Consider the following 21,549-nt stretch of genomic DNA (forward strand, 5'->3'; position numbering starts at 1 on the left):
TCAAGCGTGAAGGAAGTACCACCATGAATGCTGCCTGTTACGACCTGTTGGCCGAAGTGCAAGCCTTTCGCCAGCGCTACCCGGAGGTGCGCTACGTCGACCTGATTTCCCTGGACATTCCCGGGCATTTCTACGGCAAGCGCTACCCGGTGGAAATGCTCGAAAAGGTCGCCGCCGGCAGCGCCTTGAAGTTGCCGCAGAACTGCGTACTACTGGGCGTGCAGGGCGGGTTGTTCAAAATCGGCGATTACTGCTTCAACGATGGCGACCCGGATGCGCCGCGCCGCCTGGTGCCCGGTACGCTGAAGCCGGTGAGCTGGGAAGCGCAGCCGCTGGGGCAGATGCTGATCACTTCGGACGGCACCGCGGCGCCGATCGTTTTCGAACCGCGCGAAGTACTGGCGCAGGTGCTGGAGCGTTTGCGTGGCAAAGGCATTCATCCGGTGGTGGCCTTCGAGCTGGAGTTCTACCTGTTCGATAAACAGTTGCGCGACGGCCAGCCGCAATTCCCGCGCGATCACCTGTCGGATGACGGTGACGACCAGCCGAATATGCACATCGAGCGCTTGTCGCGGTTCTCGCCGGTGCTCGACGACATGGTCGAAACCGCACGGGCTCAGGGCATCGACACCACGGTGATCACCGCCGAGCTTGGGCCCGGTCAGTTCGAAATCAACTTCGGCCACCTCGATGACGGCCTGCGGGCTGCCGACTGGGCGGCGTTGTTCTGCCGCAGCACCCGTGGCGTGGCGCTCAAGCATGGCTACCGCGCCAGCTTCATGGCCAAGCCTTACCTGCAGCACCCGGGCAGTGGCATGCACGTGCATGTCAGCCTGTATGACGCGCAGGGCAACAACCTGCTGGCGGCCAATCAGCAGCGGGCGCTGCGCCATGCCGTGGCCGGTTGCCTGGAATTGCTGCCGCATTGCATGCCAATCTTTGCTCCAAATCAAAACGCCTACCGCCGCCTCGGTGGCACAGTGAACGCCGCGACTCGCGCCAGTTGGGGTTATGAGGACCGCGACGCTTGCGTGCGGATTCCCGAGTCCGACCCGAAAAATCTACGTATCGAACACCGTATCGCAGGCGCGGATGCCAATCCGTATCTAGTATTGGCTGCCATTCTCGTCGGTCTTGAAGAAGGCCTGAGCAATGCCCGCGAACCGATCGCACCGTTGAATGAAGACCGCAGCAGCGGCCTCGATTTTCCCGTGGAAATGCTTGAAGCCGTGCGTGCGATGCAGCATCAGCCGCAGCTGCGCGAGGGCTTGGGCGCGGAGTTCGTCGACGTCTATTGCGAAAACAAGCGTCAGGATCATCTGGCGTTCATGCAGGAAATCAGTGCGCGCGAATACCGCTGGTTTCTGTAAACGGCAGTTCGCGGTTCAGAGCACCGCGAGCGTTCCCTGGATCTGTGCTGCAAGACGGTAGGAATCAAACATGAGCAAGCAAGTGACTAACCCGCAGACTCTCGAGTGGCAGGCGCTTAGCAACGACCATCACCTGGCCCCCTTCAGCGACTTCAAGCAGCTGAAAGAGAAGGGCCCGCGGATCATTACCAAGGCCGACGGGGTGTACATCTGGGACAGCGAGGGCAACAAGATCCTCGACGCCATGGCCGGGCTCTGGTGCGTGGCGATCGGTTATGGCCGCGACGAGCTGGCCGAAGCCGCCAGCCAGCAGATGAAAGCGCTGCCCTTCTACAACCTGTTCTTCCAGACCGCGCACCCGCCGGTGCTCGAACTGGCCAAGGCGCTTGCCGAGATCGCCCCGCCGGGCATGAACCACGTGTTCTTCACCGGCTCGGGTTCCGAAGGCAACGACACCATGCTGCGCATGGTGCGCCACTACTGGGCGATCAAAGGCCAGCCGCAGAAGAAGGTCATCATCAGCCGCCTCAACGGCTACCACGGCTCCACCGTGGCCGGCGCCAGCCTGGGTGGCATGACCTACATGCACGAGCAGGGCGACCTGCCGATCCCGGGCATCGTGCACATTGCGCAGCCGTACTGGTTCGGTGAAGGCGGCGACATGAGCCCGGACGAGTTCGGCATCTGGGCCGCCGAACAGCTGGAAAAGAAAATCCTCGAAGTCGGCGAAGCGAACGTTGCGGCCTTTATCGCCGAGCCGATCCAGGGCGCCGGCGGGGTGATCATTCCGCCAGACAGCTACTGGCCGAAGATCCGCGAGATCCTCGCCAAGTACGACATCCTGTTCGTCGCCGACGAAGTGATCTGTGGTTTCGGCCGCACCGGCGAATGGTTCGGCAGCGACTACTACGGCAACAGCCCGGACTTGATGACCATCGCCAAGGGCCTGACCTCGGGCTACATCCCCATGGGTGGCCTGATCGTCAGCGACAAGGTCGTCGAGGTGCTCAACGAGGGCGGCGACTTCAACCACGGCTTCACCTACTCCGGGCACCCGGTGGCAGCGGCGGTGGCGCTGGAAAACCTCCGCATCCTGCGCGAAGAACGGATTCTCGAGCGCGTGCGCGAAGAAACGGCACCGTATTTGCAAAAGCGGTTGCGTGAGCTGGCGGATCACCCGCTGGTGGGTGAAGTGCGCGGTGTGGGCATGCTCGGCGCGATCGAGCTGGTGAAGAACAAACAGACCCGCGCGCGTTTCGAAGGCAAGGGTGTGGGCATGATTTGCCGCGGTCACTGCTTTAATAACGGTCTGATCATGCGCGCGGTGGGCGACACCATGATCATTTCGCCGCCGCTGGTGATCAGCAAAGCAGAAATCGACGAGCTGGTGGCCAAGGCGCGTCTATGCCTGGACCTGACCGCCAGGGATATCCAGGCTTGAACTGAGCCTCAGGTCGTCATAAAAAGCCTGCCAGATAAGGTGGAATGCCGTTCACTGAAGGCCATGCACGCATGGCGCCCCTCTCCCCAGAGGGGCGAGGGGACAGAAACGCGTAGGCACCTGCTTACGTGAACGGTATTCCACCCAATAAGGCGGGCTTTTTTATTCCTGGTAGCAAAAGTCAGGACTGCGGCGCCACGCCTGTCGCGGGTACCGCGCTTTGTTCCAGCCAGCCGCCGCCCAACGATTTATACAGATTGACCTCGCTGCTGAGTTGCGCCAGACGGTCGCTGATCAACGCTTGCTGGGCGCTGAACAATGAGCGCTGGGCGTCGAGGAAGGTCAGGTTGCTGTCGATGCCGGTGCGGTAGCGGCGCTCGGCCAAGCGGTAGTAGTCCTGGTTGGCACTGACCAGATCGCGCTGGGCAGCCAATTGCTGGTTGTAGGTCTGGCGCGCGGTCAGGCCGTCGGAGACTTCCTGGAAGGCGGTCTGGATCGATTTCTCGTACTGCGCGACGCGGATGTCCTTCTGGATCTTCGAGTAATCCAGGCTGGCCCGCAGGCTGCCGGCATTGAAGATCGGCAGGCTGATCTGCGGTTGGAACAGCCAGCTGCCCGAACCGCCGTTGAACAATCCGGACAGGTCCGAACTGCTGGTGCCGGCATTGGCGGTCAGGCTGATGCTTGGGAAGAACGCCGCGCGCGCCGCACCGATATTGGCATTGGCCGCCTTGAGCAGGTATTCCGCCTCGAGGATGTCCGGGCGTCGTTGCAGCAGGTCCGAAGGTAGGCCGGCCGGCACTTCGCTGAGCAGGTCGGCGGCCAATGGCTGGCTGGTCGGCAGGTTGTCGGGCAGGCTGGTGCCGAGCAACAGGGCCAGGTTGTTGCGGTCCTGGGCAACCAGGCGCTGGTACTGCGCCAGCGTGACCCGCGCGCCTTCGACGGCGGTGCGCGACTGGCTGAGATCGAGCGCCGAGGCCACACCGACTTCGTTGCTGCGGGTGGTCAGGCGATAGCTGTCTTCGTAGGTTTTCAGGGTTTCCTGGGTCAACGCCAGCAGTTCCTGGTCGGCGCACCAGGTCAGGTAGGCATTGGCGACGCTGGCCACCAGGCTCAGTTGCGTGCTGCGCCGCGCTTGCTCGCTGGAGAAGTAGGTCTGCAGCGCCTCCTCGCTGAGGCTGCGAATACGCCCGAACAGGTCAAGCTCATAGGCGCTGACGCCCAGGGTTGCCGAGTATTGGCCGCTGGTAGCCGCTTTGTCTGTTTGTGACAGATCCGCCGGCGTGCGCTGGCGTGTACCTGAACCGTCGGCCGAGACCGCCGGGAACAAGTCGGCACGTTGAATGCGGTACTGCGCCCGATAGGCATCGAGATTCAGCGCTGCCACGCGCAGGTCGCGGTTGTTGACCAGCGCGGTCTGAATCAGCTGTTGCAGCGCCGGGTCATGGAAGAACTGCCGCCAGCCTTGCTCGGCTGCGGCGATGTCGGCCACCTCGTTGGGCGAGTAGGCCGGGCCTTGCGGCCACTGTGCGGCCACCGGCGTTTCAGGTTGCTGGTAATCCGGTATCAGCGAGCAGCCGCCGAGAATCAACGCGGCTACGGCAATGGACAGTAGGGACTTGCTCATTGGCTAGCCTCCTCGGTGGTGAGTTCGGTCGTTTTGCTTTTGAACAGCGAGGAGACCGTGACGAAGAACAACGGCACCCAGAAGATCGCCAGCACGGTGGCGGTGAGCATGCCGCCGATCACCCCGGTGCCGATCGCATGTTGGCTCCCCGAGCCGGCGCCACTGGAGATCGCCAGCGGCACGACGCCGAGGATGAAGGCCATGGACGTCATGATGATCGGTCGCAGGCGCATGCGGCAGGCCTCGATCGCCGCTTCCATCAGGGTTCGCCCTTGCTCGTGCAACTCCTTGGCGAACTCGACGATCAGGATGGCGTTTTTCGCCGCCAGGCCGATGGTGGTCAGCAGGCCAACCTGGAAATACACGTCGTTGGACAGCCCGCGCAGGCTGGTCGCCATCAGCGCGCCGATCACCCCCAAGGGCACCACGAGCATGACCGCGATCGGAATCGACCAACTTTCATAGAGGGCGGCCAGGCAGAGGAACACCATCAGCAACGACAGTGCGTACAGCGCCGGCGCTTGCGAGCCGGACAGGCGCTCCTCGTAGGACAGGCCGGTCCAGGAGTAGCCGATACCGGTCGGTAGCTGCTTGGCGATGGCCTCGACTTCGGCCATGGCGTCGCCCGAGCTGTAACCGGGCGCCGGAGCACCGAGGATTTCCATTGCCGCTACGCCGTTGTAGCGCGACAGTTTGGGGGAGCCATAGATCCACTCGCCGCTGGCGAAGGCCGAGAAGGGCACCATCTCGCCGGCATCGTTGCGCACGTACCATTTCTTCAGGTCTTCGGGGTTCATCCGCGAGCCGGCTTCGCCTTGGATGTAGACCTTCTTCACTCGGCCGCGGTCGATGAAGTCGTTCACATAGCTGCCGCCGAGGGCGATCGACAGTGTGTCGTTGATGTTCGACAGGGTCACGCCCAGTGCGCTGGCACGTTCGTCATCGACGCTCAGCTGGTACTGCGGTTCATCGTTCAAGCCGTTGGGCCGCACGCTGGTCAGTACTTTGCTTTGTGCCGCCATGCCGAGGAACTGGTTGCGCGCTTCCATCAGTTTGTCGTGGCCGACACCGGCACGGTCCTGCAGGAAGATATCGAAGCCGCTGGCGTTGCCCAGTTCGAGCACCGCAGGCGGGGCGAAGGCGAAGACCATGGCATCGCGGAAGCTGAAGAAGTGCATCTGCGCGCGCTTGGCCAGTTCGAACACGCTGTTTTCCGCCGAGCGTTCATCCCACGGCTTGAGCATGATGAAGGCCAGCCCCGAGCTTTGCCCGCGCCCGGCGAAGTTGAAGCCGTTGACGGTGAACACCGAGCTGACCGTGGCCGCTTCGTCCTTGAGCAGGTAGTCGCGCATCTGATCGACCACCACTTGGGTGCGCTCGGCGCTGGAACCGGCCGGGGTCTGCACCTGGGCGAAGAGCACACCCTGATCTTCTTCCGGCAGGAACGCAGTGGGGATGCGGGTGAACAGCCAGATCATGCCGACCACGATGATCACATAGGCCAGCAGGTAGGGCGCCTTGTGCTTGAGCATGTTGCCGACGCCGCGCTCGTAGCTTTTCACGCTGCGGTCGAAGCTGCGGTTGAACCAGCCGAAGAAGCCGCGTTTGGGCGTGCCGTGCTCGCCCTTTTTGATTGGCGAAAGCATGGTCGCGCAGAGCGCCGGCGTGAAGATCAATGCAACCAGCACCGACAGCGCCATGGCCGAGACGATGGTGATCGAGAACTGCTTGTAGATCACCCCGGTGGAGCCGCTGAAGAACGCCATCGGCAGCAGTACCGCCGACAGCACCAAGGCGATACCGACCAGTGCGCCCTGGATCTGGCCCATGGATTTGCGCGTGGCTTCCTTGGGCGACAGGCCTTCCTCGGTCATCACCCGCTCGACGTTTTCCACCACGACGATGGCATCGTCCACCAGCAAGCCGATGGCCAGCACCATGCCGAACATGGTCAGGGTGTTGATGCTGAAGCCGAAGGCCGCAAGGATGCCGAAGGTGCCGAGCAGAACCACGGGCACGGTCATGGTGGTGATGATGGTGGCGCGCAAGTTCTGCAGGAACAGGTACATCACCAGGAACACCAGCACGATGGCTTCAGCCAGGGTGTGCAGCACACCGGAAATCGATTCGGTGACCACGGGCGTGGTGTCGTACGGGTAGACCGCTTTCATGCCGGGCGGAAAGAAGGGTTCGAGGTCGGCGATGGTGGCGCGGATCGCTTTGGCCGTATCCAGGGCGTTGGCACCACTGGCCAGTTTGATCGCCAGGCCGGAAGCCGGCTTGCCGTTGAACTGGGCGTTGATGCTGTAGCTTTCGCCCCCCAGCTCGATGCGGGCGACATCGCCGAGGCGTACCTGCGAACCGTCACGGTTGACCTTCAGCAGGATGTTCTGGAACTGCTCGGCGCTTTGCAGGCGGGTTTTGCCGATGATGGTGGCGTTCAGTTGCTGGCCTTGGATGGCTGGCAAGCCGCCGAGCTGGCCCGAGGAAATCTGCACGTTCTGCGCGGCTATCGCGGTTTTGACGTCGACCGGCGTCAGGCTGAAGTTGTTCAGCTTGGCCGGGTCGAGCCAGATACGCATGGCGTACTGGGCGCCAAACACCTGGAAGTCGCCGACGCCGGCGGTGCGCGAGAGTGGATCCTGCATGTTGGAGACGATGTAGTTGGCCAGGTCATCCCGGGTCATGCTGCCGTCTTCGGAAACCAGGCCGATCACCATCAGGAAGTTCTTCACCGCCTTGGTGACACGAATCCCTTGCTGCTGCACTTCTTGCGGCAGTAGCGGGGTCGCCAGGTTGAGCTTGTTCTGCACCTGCACCTGGGCAGTATCCGGGTTGGTGCCCTGATTGAAGGTGGCGGTGATGGTCATGCTGCCATCGGAGTTACTTTCCGAGGATACGTAGCGCAGGTTGTCGATGCCGTTGAGCTGCTGCTCGATGACCTGCACCACGGTGTCCTGCACGGTTTGCGCCGAGGCGCCCGGGTAGGTCACGGAAATCGAGATGGCCGGTGGCGCGATGCTCGGGTATTGGTTGATCGGCAGCTTGAGGATCGACAGGGCGCCGACCAGCATGATCACCAGGGCAATCACCCAGGCGAAGATTGGACGGTCGATAAAGAATTTCGACATGGTTTATTCCCCTTGGCCGCCGGCTTTTGCAGTGGTCGGAGCCAGGGCAGGGGCCAGGCTGGCGGCCTGCACATTGGTCGCCTCACGGGCGTGCACGTCGATACCCGGTTTGACGAATTGCAGGCCTTCGGTGATCAGGCGATCGCCGGCGTTCAAGCCTGCGCTGATCAGCCACTGATTGCCCAGGGTGCGGTCGGCCTTGAGTTCACGCAGTTCGACCTTGTTGTCCTGGTTCACCACCAGGGCGGTGGGCTGGCCTTTGAGGTTGCGGGTCACGCCTTGTTGCGGCGCGAGGATGGCCTGGCTGTTGATCCCGGACAGCAATTGCGCATGGACGAACATCCCCGGCAGCAGATCGTGCTCGGGGTTGGGGAACACGGCGCGCAGGGTCACCGAACCGGTGCCCTGATCGACCGAGACTTCGGAGAACTCCAGCGTACCTTCCTTGGCGTACGGGCTGCCGTCCTCGAGGATCAGCTTGACCTTGGCGGCGTTATCGCCGGCTTTCTGCAAGCGGCCCGCGTCCAGCTCACGGCGCAGCTTGAGCATCTCCACCGACGACTGGGTGACGTCGACGTAAATCGGGTCGAGCTGCTGGATCACGGCCATGGCATCGCTCTGGCCATTGCTGACCAATGCGCCCTCGGTGACCGCGGAACGGCCGATGCGACCGGAGATCGGCGCCAGCACCTTGGTGTAGCGCAGGTCGATTTTCGCGCTTTGCTGGCTGGCCTCGGCTTGCAGGCGCTTGGCGTGCGCGTCGTCGTATTCCTGGCGGCTGACAGCCTGCTCGTCGACCAATTGCTTGTAGCGGTCGGAGAGTGACTTGGCCGATTGCAGGGTCGCCTCGGCACTTTTCAGGGTCGTTTCGTAGACCGAGGGGTCGATCTGGTACAGCTGCTGCCCGGCCTTGACCTCGCGGCCTTCGATGAACAGGCGCTTGAGAATGATGCCATTGACCTGCGGGCGAACCTCAGCCACTCGATAAGCATTGGTGCGTCCCGGCAACTCGGTGACCAGTGCAAAGGCTTGCGGTTGCAGGGTCACAACCCCGACTTGCGGGGTTTGTGGCGCGGGTGCTGCGGCTTGCTTCTCGCAGCCGCTGAGCATCAGCGTTGCCAGTGCGACGGCAGTGACCAGGGCGGTAAGGGCTGGCTTGAAGTGCATGAGGGCCTCGGTTCGATAAGAGCGGTGAGGGCTCTGAGGGGTAATTGACTGTGCTTTTAAGGCTGGATAGATAGGATGCTAAGGAATATACTTACGTTCACGCTTGTTTGTAAACGTCTTTCAATCTACTTTTACAAAAGTTCGACAAACGCCCAGCCGCTTTGGAATGGGTGTCAGCGCTGTTGCCCAGCAGGTTTGGTCGGGGCAGGTGACCCGGCAGCTTCATCAATTGAGGTTTCACTCCAATGGTCAGACGCACTAAAGAAGAAGCGCAGGAGACGCGCAGCCAGATACTCGACGCGGCGGAAAAGACTTTTTACGAGCAGGGAGTCGGGCGCACGACGCTGGCGCAGATCGCCGAAGTGGCCGGGGTCTCGCGTGGCGCCATCTACTGGCACTTCAGCAACAAGACCGACGTGTTTCAGGCCATGCTCGAGCGCTTGCACCTGCCATTGCAGGAGTTGGCCAGAGCTGGCGAAAGCGCGAGCGAACCGGACCCGCTGGGCCGTGTGCGCGAGCTGCTGGTTCACCTGTTCAGCCAGGCCGCGAATGATCCGCAGGTGCGCCGGACCAACGAGATACTGTTTCACAAGTGCGAATACACCGACGAGCTCGGTGATCTGCGCCAGCAGATGCAGGAGAACAGTCGCGAGTGCGACCTGCGCATCGAGGTATCCCTGCGCAATGCGGTCAACAAGGGGCAGTTGCCGGCCAACCTCGACACCTGGCGCGCGGCTATTTGCCTGCATGCCTTTATCGACGGTGTCCTGGCCAAATGGCTGCTGACGCCGGAAAGCTTTGAGCTGGCGCACGAGGCCGAGCGGATGGTCGATGCGGCGCTGGATATGCTGCGGTTGAGCCCGAGCCTGTGCGGTTGAGCGTTGGGCTCCGACTTCGCAGTTTTCTGGGTTTGCGCCATTGCGGGTATGACGAAGTGAAACCGACATCCGGCTCCGATCGGCGCGAGTAGATGCCTCCCAACGGCGCTGTGTGTGGGAGCGGCTTCAGCCGCGAAAGATCGCCAACCCACCGGCGCAGCTAAAGTTTCTCCCACTTACCGAGCCGTACAACCGAGCGCAGTAACCTTCATCCAGCCTGCTACGCCCGCTGTTTATCGGCAACCGATCAAGGTTGGAACGGTGATTTGCTCAGGATCACCCCGGTTTCCTCGACATACTGCTGCCAATGCCCGAGCAGCGCTTCCAGCTTCTCTGGCTGCGTGCCTGCCAGGTCGTGGATCTCGCCCGGATCCTTGGCCAGGTCATACAGCTGCCATGTCGCCGGGCCGACCGGTGCCGGCAGATAGACGGCCTTCAAATCGCCCTGGCGAATCGCGCGCATTCCGAACAACTCCCAGCCGGTCACGGTATGTTCGTCATGCACCTGCTCGGTCTCGCCGCTGAGGTAGCCCAGCCACGACTTGCCACGCGGCTCCGCGACTTCCCGGCCGCGCCAGTGTTTGCCGGGGTGGCGCACGCCAGCCAGGTCGAGAATGGTCGGGGTGATGTCCATCACCGTGCTGAATTTGCTACTGATCTGCCCCTGGCGCTGCAACGCCGGGTAGCGCACCAGCGCCGGCACGCGGATCCCGCCCTCGGTGGTGAAGGCCTTGTACAGCCGTGACGGGGCGGTGCCCGCCTGTGCCCAGCGCGGGCCGTACCAGGCATAGGAGTTGGCGCGGCCGATATTCTCCAGGCTGTTGTCGTAATGCTGGTTCAGGTAGGTCAGCAGTTCCGGGCCGAACTTGGGGAAGGCTTCCAGCAGCAAACCCTCGGCGCCGTTGTCGGACATGAACAGGATAAAGGTGTTGTCCAGCTGGCCTTGGTTGCGCAGGTAGTCGACCACCCGGCCGATGTTCCAGTCCATGCGCTCGACCATCGCTGCGTAGACCTCCATGGTCCGTGCGGACTTCTGTCGTTCATCGTCGCTGAGCTGTTGCCATTCCTTGTTCAGTGCCAGCACCGGATGCGCCTGTACATTGGCATCGACCAGCCCGAGCGCCTTGAGCTTGGCCAGGCGCTCCTGGCGCAGCACTTCCGGGCCGGCGTCATAGCGGCCGTGGTACTTGTCGACCACCTCCTTGGGTGCCTGCAACGGCCAGTGCGGCGCGGAGAAGGGCAGGTAGGCGAAGAACGGCCGGCCCTGGTCGCGCTCTTTCAGGTACTGGATCAGCTTGTCGCCAAAGGCATCGGAGGAATAGAAGTCGGCCGGCAACTCGGCGACGAACTGGTCATCCTCGATATACAGCGCCGGCGTGGATTTCAGCAGGCCTGGGGTGTTGTCGTCGTAGGTCGGCTCAAACCCGTAATGGTTGGCCGCGCCTGGCAGCAGCGAGAAGGAGCGCTCGAAGCCGCGGGCATGCGGCGCCAGCTCGGCGGTCAGGCCGAGGTGCCATTTGCCACTCATCAAGGTCTGGTAACCGGCCTCGCGCAACAACTCCGGCAAGGCCACGACGCGGTCGTTCAGGTAGCCCTCGTAACCGGGCTTGCCGATCAGCTCGGGCGTCAACGCCTCGGCCATGGCGCCAATGCCGGCGATATGGTGGTCGGTGCCGGTGAGCAGCATCGAACGGGTTGGCGAGCAGGTCGGCGCAGTGTGGAAGTCGGTCAGGCGCAGGCCGGCGTGCGCCAGCGCATCGAGGTTCGGCGTGGCGATTTCGCCACCGAAGGCACCCAGATCGGAGAAGCCAAGGTCGTCGGCGACGATGACCAGGAAGTTGGGACGGTTACTCATGACAAGTGATCCTCAAACAGTTCGACTGATGAAAAAATGCAGGGGGCGTTAATAGGCGATATAAGCCAGTGGCAGGTCCTCGACGCGCACCACCGGCGGCGACTGGTATTCACCGTCGCTGGTCAGCTCGTGCAGCAGTTCCTCGCGCAGCTGATGGAACTCGAAGCTGCTGCGGGTGCGTGGATGTGGAAGGTCGATCTCGACTACGCGCTTTATTCGCCCCGGCCGTGGCGCCATCACCACCACGCGGTCGGCGAGGAAGATCGCTTCCTCGACATCGTGGGTGACCAGCAGCGTGGTGATCTGTGCCCGTGCGCGAATGGCCAGCAGCTCGTCCTGCATCTGTTGCCGGGTCAGGGCGTCGAGCGCGCCGAACGGCTCGTCGAGCAAGAGAATCCGCGGGCTGGCGACCAAGCCGCGGGCGATCGCCACGCGTTGGGCCATGCCGCCGGAGAGTTGATGCGGGTAAGCGCGTTCGAAGCCGTGCAGACCGACCAGCTGGATGAACTCGTTGACCCGGCGAAAGCGCTCGGCCTGGTTCAGGTGTTCATTGACCAGTCCGAGCCCGATGTTCTGTTCCACCGTCAGCCAGGGGAACAGTCGGTGTTCCTGGAACACGATGCCGCGCTCGGCACTGATGCCGGTGACGGCTTGGCCATCGACCTGAATTTCACCGCGAAACGCCGTGTCCAGCCCGACCAGCAAGCGCAGCAGGGTCGATTTGCCGCAGCCGCTGGAGCCGACGATGGCGACGAATTCGCCTTGGCGGATAGCCAGGTTGAACTCGCGGATGGCTTCCAGCTCGCCGCCATCGACTTCGAAGACTTTGCCGACGTGGCTGAAGCGCACCGTGGGTATTTCCAGCGAACTAACCGTTTGCGTTGCCAAGGGCGGGGTAAAGGAATTCATGCGTTTCTCCAGCGCGTTGCACGCGCTTCGATCTGTTGTCCGAGGGCGTTGAGGGCGGCGCCGGTCAGGCCGACCAGCAGCATCCCGGCCATCACCTGGTCCATGCGAAACAGCTGCTGCGCGCCAATCATCAGGCTGCCGATGCCGCCACCAGAGGGCATGAAGTATTCCGCGCCAATGGTACCGAGCCAGGCGTAGATCAGCCCCAGGCGCAGCCCGGCGAAGATCGCCGGCGTGGCGCCGGGCAGGATCAGCAGCCGCAAGCGTTGCGGCAGGCTCAGGCGCATGGCTTGCGCCGCTTCGCGCAGTTGCGGCGAGAGGTTGCGGACGCCGCGCTGGGTGGCGATGAACAATGGGAAGAACGCGGCCAGGCCGACGAACACCAGCTTGGCCAGCTCGCCAAGGCCGAACCAGGCGGTCAACAGCGGTACCCAGGCGAAGATCGCAATCTGCCTCAGCGCCGCCAGACTGGGGCCGAGCAGGCGATCGCTACGCCGCGACAAGCCGAGCAGCAGGCCGAGCAGAAATCCACTGCCGCCGCCCAGCGCCAGGCCGCCCAGCGTGCGCGCCAGGCTGCTGCCCATGGCGTGCAGCAGGCTGCCATCACGCAGGCCGAGGTAGGTGCTGTGCAACACGGCCGAGGGCGCGACCAGGATATTGCTGTCGACCCACGACTGCTGGCTGAGCAGTTGCCAGAGCGTCAACAAGGCCAGCGGCAGCAGCCAGCCTTGCAGGCGCTGACAGCCTTGGCCATGTGGGCGACGGCTGAATGCCGCGGTGGGCGGGTGTGGCCAGAACACCAGACGCTGCTCAAGGGCGTTGATGCCGCGCTCCATCAGTACGCCGACCAGACCGATCACCAGGATGCAGACGAACACCATATCCAGCATGAGCAACTGGCGTCCCCAGACCATCAGGTAACCGAGGCCTTCGCTGGAGGCCAGCAGCTCCACCGCCAGCAGCGATGCCCAACCGGTGGCCAGGGCCAGACGCAGGCCGGCCATGAACGAGGGCAGTGCTGCGGGCAGCACCAGCCGCCAGATCAATAAATAAGTTGGTAGGCGCAGTACCGCAGCGGTTTCCCGCAGTTTCGGCTGGGCATCGCGCACGCCCACCAGGGTATGAATGGTCACTGGTACGACCACGGCCTTGACCAGTACCACCAGCTTGAGGGTTTCGCCGATGCCGAACAGCAGCATGAACAGTGGAATCCAGGCCAGTGTGGGGATTTGCGCCAGCGCGCTGAAGGTCGGGAAAACCAACCGCTCCGCCCGGCGGCTGAACCCCAGCCAGGCGCCGAGCAGGGCGCCGCCGCCGACGCCGGCGAGCAGCCCCCAGAACAGCCGCCGCAGACTGACCCACAGGTGACTCCACAACTCGGCGGCAGACAGTTCGACGGCGCTTTGCCAGACCCGCGCAGGAGAGGGAAGAATTTGCGCGGACATCCACTGATAGCGGCTCGCCAATGACCACAGCACGAGCAGCGCGGCAGGCACCAACCAGGGCAGCAAGCGCTGGCTGCCACGGCGCAAACCGCCGAACCTGAAGCTGCGCAGAGCCACTGGCAATGCGAGGGTCCAAGAGTTGGCCATCTCAGTATTCCCTGTGCGGCGAGGTGTTGGCGTGTTGTCTATGGTTATTCTTCATAGGAATATAAAATCTAGTTTTCTGCGTATTAATTGGATAAGAAGCCGCATTTAAGAGCGACCCGTATTCAGCGGCAAATGCCTTTGCAGAATATTTTTTATGCCTTTGCCGCATGCCCGCGTGCAGCCCACGTCGGTCTTCGCTTATCTCTTTTGGTTACTAAAAAATAAATTATTAGTATTTATTGTTTTTTATGCGGCGCACCTAAGGTCGCGATAAAGGCCGGCATGGCGCGGGCTTGAACCACAGTCGAGAGCAGTCACCTTATGAAAACTCTACTCAACAGCTTGCTTGGGCTTTTTGCTTCACCGGTGCTCATCGGCCTGCTCGGCGCCTTTCCGCTGGCGGCTTCAGCCGCCGTGGAAGCGCCCAGGGAAATTCGCATCGCAGTGCCGGACCTGAGCGCCGGCAGCAACCACAGTGGTGGTGGAGTGGTCGATGTGGTGCGCAGTCAGCAACTCTTCGAAAAAGCGCTGGCGGCCGAGGGCATCAAAATCCAGTGGAATTTCTTCAAGGGCGCCGGGCCGGCGATCAATGAAGCGTTCGCCAACGGCCAGGTGGACTTCGCTTATCTGGGGGACCTGGCCGCCATCGTCGGCAAGTCCAGTGGCCTGGATACCCGTTTGCTCAGCGCCACGGCGCGGGACGCGAAACTGTACCTGGGGGTGGTGCCGGGTTCAGGGATCAAGACCTTGCAGGATTTGAAAGGCAAGCGCGTGGCGCTCTTTCGCGGCACGGCAACCCAGTTGTCATTCGCTGCAGCGCTGGCAGCCCAGGGGCTCAGCGAGAAGGATTTCAAGGTCATCAACTTGGACTTCACGGCTTCCACCTCGGCTCTGGTGGCCCGGCAGATCGACGCGACCTGGGGCGGGGCGAACCTGACCGCCTTGAAAGCGCGCGGCCTGGCCGAAATACCGCTGTCGACCAAAGACCTGAATGGAGCCGGCAGTGTGCAGAGTGTGTTCGTCGGCTCCGGTGCCTTTGTCGATGCCTACCCGCAACTGGTGATCCGCTTGCTCAAGGCCCAGCAGCAGGCCGTGCAGTGGGCAAGCCAGGAGTCCAATAAAGACGCCTATATCCAGTTGGTGTCGGACTTGGCGAGCTATCCGCCGGTGATCCTGCAGAGCGATCTCAAGGAGGAAAACCTCGCCACGCTGTTCCAGTCGCAACTGGATGCGGCCTTTCTCACCAAGCTGGACGGCTCGATCAAATTGGCCAGCGAACAGAAGCTGATCCGCAAGTCCTTCAAGGTTGCCGACTGGGCGACACCTCAGTTTCTGGACGCGGCGCTTCGGGATGGGGGAGGCGCTACTGCATCGGTGCAGGCGGCGCGCTGACGCTTGCACTGCGAATACGCAGTCCCCGTCGTCCTCGCGACCGCGGGGCGGCAATGACGGTGTTCGTGCAGGCCGAGGGGCTGCGTTTCATGAGGTCGATCAGGCGATATTTTTCAGCCGTGCCAGATCCTTCAGCGGTGCCGCGCCGAACAGCCGTCGGTATTCGCGGCTGAACTGCGATGGGCTTTCGTAACCCACGCGATAACCGGCGGCGGCCACTTCCAGGCCTTCGTTCATCATCAGCCGCTGGGCTTCTTGCAGGCGCAATTGCTTTTGATATTGCAGCGGGCTCATCGCCGTAACAGCCTTGAAGCGATGATGTAAAGCCGAGGTGCTGAGGTTGACGATTCTGGCCAGCTCTTCGATGCGCAGTGGTTTCTCGAAGTTGTCATTCAGCCACTCGATGGCCCGGGTGATGCGATGGGATTGGCTGTCGGCCATGGCGATTTCAATCAGGTGCTGGCCCTGTTGGCTGCGCAGCAGGCGGTAATAGATCTCGCGCAGTGCCAGTGGCGCCAGCATCGGGATATCGCGAGGGGTGTCGAGCAGGCGAGTCAGGCGCAGCACCGTATCCAGCAGCGAGGCGTCGATCTGGTCGAGATACAGGCCACGGCTAGCCGGGCGCGCAGGCAGGCCAACGGGGCCGGCATCGGCAATCATGCGGGTGATTTCGGCGGGGTCCAGTTCCAGGCGCAGGCATAGATAAGGTTTATCTTCACTGGCTTCGATCACTTGCCCGGTAACGGGCAGGGTGACCGACACCACCAGGTAATTCAGTGCGTCATACACATAACTTTCGCTACCCAGGCGTACCTCTTTGCGGCCTTGGGCAATGATGCACAGGGCCGGTTGGTGTACGCCATGCACCCTGTGCGTGGGCTGCTCGAAGCGGATCAGGCTCAGCGGCCCGATGGCGGTGTCATGGGCGCCATCGACCTGGGTGAAGCGTTCGATCAGGGCGGCCAATTCGGTTTGGCGCTGCTGCAATTGAGTGTCCACCGGTATTCCCTCCAATCCCATCCGATCGCTGCTGCTGAGCGTGGGCCGCAGCTTGTGCGCGCGCGCTGGGCAAATCCAGTATGTGCGCCGCTATTGAGCAGGATTGGGCAAGCATACGGCAGGATTGGGTAAGTGCCTTGGTGATGAACCTTTTCCGCATGGGGCTCGTCGCAGCGCTCTATTCAATCTGTGCAGGATCAGGCAAGAACCCGGCAGAAACCGGATAACCCCGATCCGCCCGCCTACGTAGTCTCTGCATCCATGGCGGCGACGATGACGCCGTCATTTTCCCCAGCGAGAAGAGGATCTGGTCGTGGCGAATATCAAAGGCAAGGTTGTACTTATCAGTGGTGCCAGCAGTGGCATCGGTGAGGCTACGGCAAGGTTGTTGGCCGAGCAGGGCGCGCAACTGCTGCTCGGCGCACGCCGCACCGACCGCCTGGACGCGCTGGTGACGCAAATACGCAGCGCCGGTGGCACGGCAGAGTTTCGCCGGCTGGATGTCACCAGCCGTGAAGACACCCAGGCTTTTGTCGATTTTGCCCAGCAGCGTTTCGGCCGGGTCGATGTGCTGGTGAATAACGCCGGGGTCATGCCGCTCTCGAAGCTCGAGGCACTCAAGGTCGAGGAGTGGGACCGCATGATCGACGTGAATATCCGTGGCGTTCTGCACGGCATAGCCGCTGCGCTGCCGCTTATGCAGCAACAGCACAGCGGGCAGTTCATCAATATCGCCTCGATTGGCGCCTATGCGGTAAGCCCGACGGCGGCCGTTTACTGCGCCACCAAGTACGCGGTACGGGCGATTTCCGAGGGGCTGCGCCAAGAGGTCGGCGGTGATATTCGCGTCACCCTGGTGTCACCGGGCGTTACTGAGTCGGAGCTGGCGGAGAGCATTTCCGATGAATTGGCGCGTGAGGCCATGCGTGGCTTTCGCAAGATCGCCATCACTGCCGATGCCATTGCCCGGGCCATCGTCTATGCCATCGAGCAACCGGCGGATGTCGATGTCAGTGAGTTGGTGGTAAGGCCGACGGCCAGTCCTTACTGAGGGCTTCGTCGATATGAGTTGCAGCCTTGGCGTCGTGGTGACGCCAAGGTCGTTTCTGGCATTCAAGGAGACGGACATGTCTGAACAAATCCGTAATCTCGCCTTTATCCGCGCCCGCAGCGGCTGCTCCGCAGAGTTGCAGGTGCGCTTGAACCTATTGGTCCGCCAGTCGCTGCAAGAGCCGGGCTGCATCGATTACGCGCTGCAGCGCTCATGGACCGATGCCGACCTGTGGTTATTGCAGGGCACCTGGCAATCCAACGCTGCGCTCCAGGCCTATTTGCACTCGCCACACCTGCAGGTGTTCGGTAGTTTCATCGATGACCAACTGATACGTGAGCTGGATCTGCATACCTTCAGCGCGCTGGGTGTCGCAGACGTGCCCAGCCCTTATGCAAAGGCTTTTTCCTGATCGCTCTTGTCAGCGTCCAGTTCGATCAAGGTGGCGATCATTGCGCGTGCCGCCGCTGACAGGCGATAACCGGTGCGGCTGACGATGCCGCAGCGTGCCTGCAGGTTATCGAGGTTGGTCGGCAGGTTGCGCCAGTGCAAGGCGATCAGCTCGCCGCGCTCGATCTCCAGGCGGAACCATTCTTCGGTGCCGATGCCGATGGCGTTCGACTGGCGCACGATCTGCACCAGCGCCGGGATGTGCTCGCAGGTCACGCTGGGGGTGAAATCCATGCGCCCGCTCAGGTTCGCCAGGAATTTGCGCGTGCTGGCCGGGATCTTCGGGGTCGCCAGCGGATAGTCGAACATGTCGTTGGTCGACAGGCTTTCCTTGGCCAGCAGCGGGTGACCGGGCCGGCAGAAAAACACCCCGCGCTTGGGCGTCAGCGCCTGGGTTTGAACGCTCGGATCGCCCTCGAAATGGCTGATGTCGGCAATGAAGAATTCGATCTCTTCACGGGCCAGGCTGCGACCCAGTTTTTCCCAGTTGTCCACTTCGAACGAGGTTGTGATCCGCGGGTGCGCGCTGACGAAGCGCGCCATGGCCGCCGGCACCAGTTTCACCGCCGGTGCCGGGCCACAGCCGAAGCGCAGTTCGCCGGCATCGAGTTTGGTCATCTGGTTGATCTCATTGCTCAGGTTCGCCGCGCCCTGCACCAGCCGCAAGGCATGTTGCAGAACCACCTGGCCCTCGGGAGTGGGGCGCAAATCCTTGCTGCCACGGTCGACCAAGGCGCAGCCGAGCGCCTGCTCAAGGCCTTGGATACTGCGGCTGAACGCCGGTTGCGTGATGCCGATCGCATCGGCCGCGCGGACAAAACTGCGGTGTTCGAGCAAGGCTATGAAGTAGCGCAATTGGCGGAGATCCATATGCTTTCCTGGCATTGAAAAAATAAGACGAAGGCATTTGCTGCAGATTGAGTGCTGGTTTTAAATGCATGCTCTTATTCCGTCAATTAAGCATGTTTATATTTATTAGATCTTAAATGAATATAGATATGGCGTGTATACAAGGGAGTCCAGCATGGCCAGTGGCAAATCAACCCAAGCCAGCACTAACAGGATCTATAAAGCCAGCCGCTCCATGTGTTGCTGACGCTGCTTTCTAGCAGGCGCACCTAAGCGCTGATCAGCGCCGCCGCTTTAACGGTTCGCCGCCATTCAACGGTTTTTTTTCGAGCACCACGGTTTAGTGGTGGGGGATCGTTTTGCCTGCCGATTGGCAACGGGCTGAACGAATGATTTCAAGGATCTGCACCATGCGTTCGACTGATTCAACCTTCAATCCGCGGCTCATCAAGCCTCTGGCCCTGCGCCGCCTGGCGACCCCGGAATATGCCCTGACCCTGTTGCTGGCGCTGGGGAGCGCAGGCGCAGGGAGTGCTGCCTGGGCCGTACAACCAGCGCCTGAGCCGCAGGATGCCAGCTCGGCACAGGATGAAAAACCGGCCGTCAAATCCGACACGGCCCTGGAAAAGGTCACGGTCACCGCCCGCCGGCGCGAGGAGGATGCGCAAGATGTGCCGACGCCGATCACCACCCTGAGCGGCACGACCCTGGAGACCCAGCGCATCTACAAGGTGCAGGACCTGCAGCAGGTGCTGCCGAGCGTCAACGTCGCCTTTATCCATGCGCGGCAGTCCAGCGTGGCGGTGCGCGGTATCGGCAACAACCCGGCCAGCGATGGCCTGGAAGGCAGCGCCGGGATCTACCTGGACAACGTCTACCTCGGGCGGCCGGGGATGGCCGTGTTCGACTTGCTCGACATCGAACAAATCGAGCTGCTGCGAGGCCCGCAAGGCACCTTGTTCGGCAAGAACACCACCGCCGGCGTGCTGAATATCAGCACCAAAAAGCCGACCTTCAGCCCTGAGCGTACGCTGGAAGTGTCGGGCGGCCAGGATGGCTATTTCCAGGGCAAGGGCACGGTCTCCGGCGGCTTGAGCGAAACCCTCGCCGGGCGCCTGTCGGCCTACCGCAGCCGCGACGATGGCTACATCGAGAACGTGTATAACGGCGACGATTTGAATGGCGGCGCACGCGAAGGTGTGCGTGGCCAGTTGCTGTTTCAGCCTAACGACGACTTCAACCTGCGCTGGATCAACGACTACAACGAGGAGGATTCCAGCACCGGCACCATGGTCGTGTATGGCCAGTCGGATCGCTATCGCCAGCGTGCGGCGCTGGTCGGCGCCTCGCCGGTGGCCGACCCGGACCGGCACAAGGTCAATATCAACGGCCGCCAGAACGTCAGCGTGCATCAGGGCGGCAGTTCGGTGGAGGCCAACTGGAACCTCAATGGCGGCTACACCCTGACCTCGGTCAGCGCCTACCGCTACTGGCATTTCACCCCGGCCAACGATGAGAGCCTGAATGTTTCGGCGATCAACAACACCGGCGTGGAAGTGCATGACCGGCAGTTCTCCCAGGAGTTTCGCCTGGCTTCGCCCACCGGCGGCTTCTTCGACTACGTTGTCGGTGCCTATGTGTTCAACCAGAACCTGGGTAACAAAACCTTTACCGATTACGGCCCGCAAGCCGACCTGTTCCTGCTGGGGGCCAACCTCAATGCCTTGAATAACCTCTACAGCAAAGCCAACGGCAAAGTCGAGACCGACAGTTATGCGCTGTTTGGCCAGGGCACCTGGCATTTGACCGACCGATTGGACCTCACGGCCGGGGTGCGCGGCACCTACGAGGAGAAGGAGGCCAAGGTCGAGCGCTTTGCCCCGGTCGGCGGTGCGGTGGTGGCCGGTGCGGCGGCGAATATCCGGCGTGGCCAGGCAGGAGCCTACGATTCCGGTGACCTCAGCCTGCACAACGCCGCGCCTTCGGCTCTGCTGAGCCTGAGCTACAAATTCAATGACGAGGTACTCGGTTACGCCAGCCTGGCCCATGGCGAGAAGTCCGGCGGGGTCAACCTGGCGGTGGGCAGTGCGCCAACCGCCGGCGCCGATTCGCTGCTGGTCGGCCCGGAGCGCGCCAACGATGCCGAGCTGGGGTTCAAGAGCACCTTGCTGGATCGTCGCCTGCTGCTGAACGCCAACATTTTCTGGACCGGCATCCACGGCTACCAGGCCACCACCCTGTATCAGCCGCCCGGCACGTCTACGTTGGTTTCGGTCTTGGCCAACGCCGGCAGCGTCCGCAGCCGCGGTCTCGAGTTCGAAGCCACGGCGCTGCTGACCCGTGGTTTGACGCTGAACGTCAACGGTTCCTACAACGACGTCACCTACCTGTCGTTCGAGGATGCGCCGTGCCCCGGCGAGATCGCCACCGCACCGGGCGCGCCGGCGAGCTGCGACCTGACCGGCGAGACGGTGGTGGGCGCCTCGAAATGGATCGGCAACCTCAACGGCGAATACAAGTGGGCACTGGACAGCGGCATCGAACCCTATGTCACCGCCAGCTACGCCTACCGTTCGGAAGCCGAAGGCACGTTGGATAACTCCGACCTGTCGAGGATCGATGGCTACGGCCTGGTCAACCTCTCCACCGGTGTGCGCACCGACTTGGGCGACGGTCAGTTGGACGCCTCGCTGTGGGTCAAGAACGTCACCGACAAAGACTATTACCTGAGCGCTTTCGCCTACCTGAACGGGTCTTACACCGCCTCCGTCGGGCAGCCCCGCACGGCCGGCGTGACCCTGCGTTACGACTTCTAAAGCACAAAGCAACCGAGCCAAA

15 protein-coding genes are annotated in these 21,549 nt (G+C 62.2%); 7 read left to right on the plus strand and 8 right to left on the minus strand.

What is annotated here, in order from left to right:
- The first annotated feature begins 23 nt into the window (after positions 1-23).
- Both AC3IYG_RS09110 and AC3IYG_RS09115 read left to right on the plus strand, forming a co-directional pair.
- Positions 24-1,370 carry a glutamine synthetase family protein gene (locus AC3IYG_RS09110; RefSeq protein WP_489313449.1) on the plus strand — a complete coding sequence of 449 codons (1,347 nt, stop codon included), beginning with the start codon at positions 24-26 and terminating at the stop codon, positions 1,368-1,370.
- A 70-nt stretch (positions 1,371-1,440) separates the two neighbouring features.
- The gene (locus AC3IYG_RS09115) at positions 1,441-2,811 is read left to right on the plus strand and encodes an aspartate aminotransferase family protein (protein WP_489313450.1); all 1,371 of its coding nucleotides are present in this window, start codon (positions 1,441-1,443) and stop codon (positions 2,809-2,811) included.
- Positions 2,812-2,992: 181 nt separating this feature from the next.
- On the opposite strand, the gene adeC is transcribed toward AC3IYG_RS09115, so the two are convergent.
- The 3 genes from adeC to AC3IYG_RS09130 are packed head-to-tail and all read right to left on the minus strand — an operon-like array spanning position 2,993 to position 8,736.
- The gene (gene adeC, locus AC3IYG_RS09120) at positions 2,993-4,438 is read right to left on the minus strand and encodes an AdeC/AdeK/OprM family multidrug efflux complex outer membrane factor (RefSeq protein ID WP_489313451.1); all 1,446 of its coding nucleotides are present in this window, start codon (positions 4,436-4,438) and stop codon (positions 2,993-2,995) included.
- Positions 4,435-7,569 carry an efflux RND transporter permease subunit gene (locus AC3IYG_RS09125; protein ID WP_489313452.1) on the minus strand — a complete coding sequence of 1,045 codons (3,135 nt, stop codon included), beginning with the start codon at positions 7,567-7,569 and terminating at the stop codon, positions 4,435-4,437. Before AC3IYG_RS09125 ends, adeC begins: the two co-directional genes overlap by 4 nt.
- 3 nt (positions 7,570-7,572) lie before the next feature.
- A complete protein-coding gene (locus tag AC3IYG_RS09130) occupies positions 7,573-8,736 on the minus strand; it encodes an efflux RND transporter periplasmic adaptor subunit (RefSeq protein WP_489313453.1) in 1,164 nt (387 codons plus the stop codon).
- 245 nt (positions 8,737-8,981) lie between these two features.
- On the opposite strand from AC3IYG_RS09130, the gene AC3IYG_RS09135 reads away from it, so the two are divergent.
- Positions 8,982-9,614, plus strand: coding sequence for a TetR family transcriptional regulator (locus AC3IYG_RS09135; RefSeq protein WP_489313454.1), 633 nt, complete (start codon positions 8,982-8,984; stop codon positions 9,612-9,614).
- 247 nt (positions 9,615-9,861) lie between these two features.
- Here the strand turns inward: AC3IYG_RS09135 and AC3IYG_RS09140 are convergent, their stop codons facing one another.
- Genes AC3IYG_RS09140 through AC3IYG_RS09150 form a run of 3 tightly spaced genes read right to left on the minus strand, consistent with a single transcriptional unit; the run spans position 9,862 to position 13,970 of the window.
- A complete protein-coding gene (locus AC3IYG_RS09140; protein ID WP_489313455.1) occupies positions 9,862-11,469 on the minus strand; it encodes an arylsulfatase in 1,608 nt (535 codons plus the stop codon).
- Positions 11,470-11,517: 48 nt separating this feature from the next.
- Positions 11,518-12,378 carry an ABC transporter ATP-binding protein gene (locus AC3IYG_RS09145; protein WP_489313456.1) on the minus strand — a complete coding sequence of 287 codons (861 nt, stop codon included), beginning with the start codon at positions 12,376-12,378 and terminating at the stop codon, positions 11,518-11,520.
- Positions 12,375-13,970, minus strand: a complete 1,596-nt coding sequence (locus AC3IYG_RS09150; RefSeq protein ID WP_489313457.1) for an ABC transporter permease — start codon at positions 13,968-13,970, stop codon at positions 12,375-12,377. Before AC3IYG_RS09150 ends, AC3IYG_RS09145 begins: the two co-directional genes overlap by 4 nt.
- A gap of 321 nt (positions 13,971-14,291) precedes the next feature.
- On the opposite strand from AC3IYG_RS09150, the gene AC3IYG_RS09155 reads away from it, so the two are divergent.
- The gene (locus tag AC3IYG_RS09155; RefSeq protein ID WP_489313458.1) at positions 14,292-15,362 is read left to right on the plus strand and encodes an ABC transporter substrate-binding protein; all 1,071 of its coding nucleotides are present in this window, start codon (positions 14,292-14,294) and stop codon (positions 15,360-15,362) included.
- 99 nt (positions 15,363-15,461) lie between these two features.
- Here AC3IYG_RS09155 and AC3IYG_RS09160 read toward each other — a convergent pair whose 3' ends face one another.
- Positions 15,462-16,382 (minus strand): AraC family transcriptional regulator, encoded by a 921-nt coding sequence (locus tag AC3IYG_RS09160; RefSeq protein WP_489313459.1) that lies wholly within the window; start codon positions 16,380-16,382, stop codon positions 15,462-15,464.
- A gap of 292 nt (positions 16,383-16,674) precedes the next feature.
- Here AC3IYG_RS09160 and AC3IYG_RS09165 point away from each other — a divergent pair, with 292 nt between their 5' ends.
- Entirely contained in the window at positions 16,675-17,412 is a 738-nt protein-coding gene (locus AC3IYG_RS09165) for an SDR family oxidoreductase (protein ID WP_489313460.1), read from the plus strand.
- 76 nt (positions 17,413-17,488) lie between these two features.
- Positions 17,489-17,824: a putative quinol monooxygenase gene (locus AC3IYG_RS09170; RefSeq protein ID WP_489313461.1), complete on the plus strand. Its 336-nt coding sequence runs from the start codon at positions 17,489-17,491 to the stop codon at positions 17,822-17,824.
- Here AC3IYG_RS09170 and AC3IYG_RS09175 read toward each other — a convergent pair.
- Positions 17,803-18,732 carry a LysR family transcriptional regulator gene (locus AC3IYG_RS09175; protein WP_489313462.1) on the minus strand — a complete coding sequence of 310 codons (930 nt, stop codon included), beginning with the start codon at positions 18,730-18,732 and terminating at the stop codon, positions 17,803-17,805. The two genes, AC3IYG_RS09170 and AC3IYG_RS09175, sit on opposite strands and share 22 nt — an antisense overlap.
- A gap of 389 nt (positions 18,733-19,121) precedes the next feature.
- Between AC3IYG_RS09175 and AC3IYG_RS09180 the strand changes: the two genes are divergently transcribed.
- On the plus strand, positions 19,122-21,527 hold the full coding sequence (locus AC3IYG_RS09180; RefSeq protein ID WP_489313463.1) for a TonB-dependent receptor: 2,406 nt from the start codon (positions 19,122-19,124) through the stop codon (positions 21,525-21,527).
- The last annotated feature ends 22 nt before the right edge of the window (positions 21,528-21,549 follow it).

The sequence above is a fragment of the Pseudomonas sp. KH_027 genome, assembly GCF_057838565.1.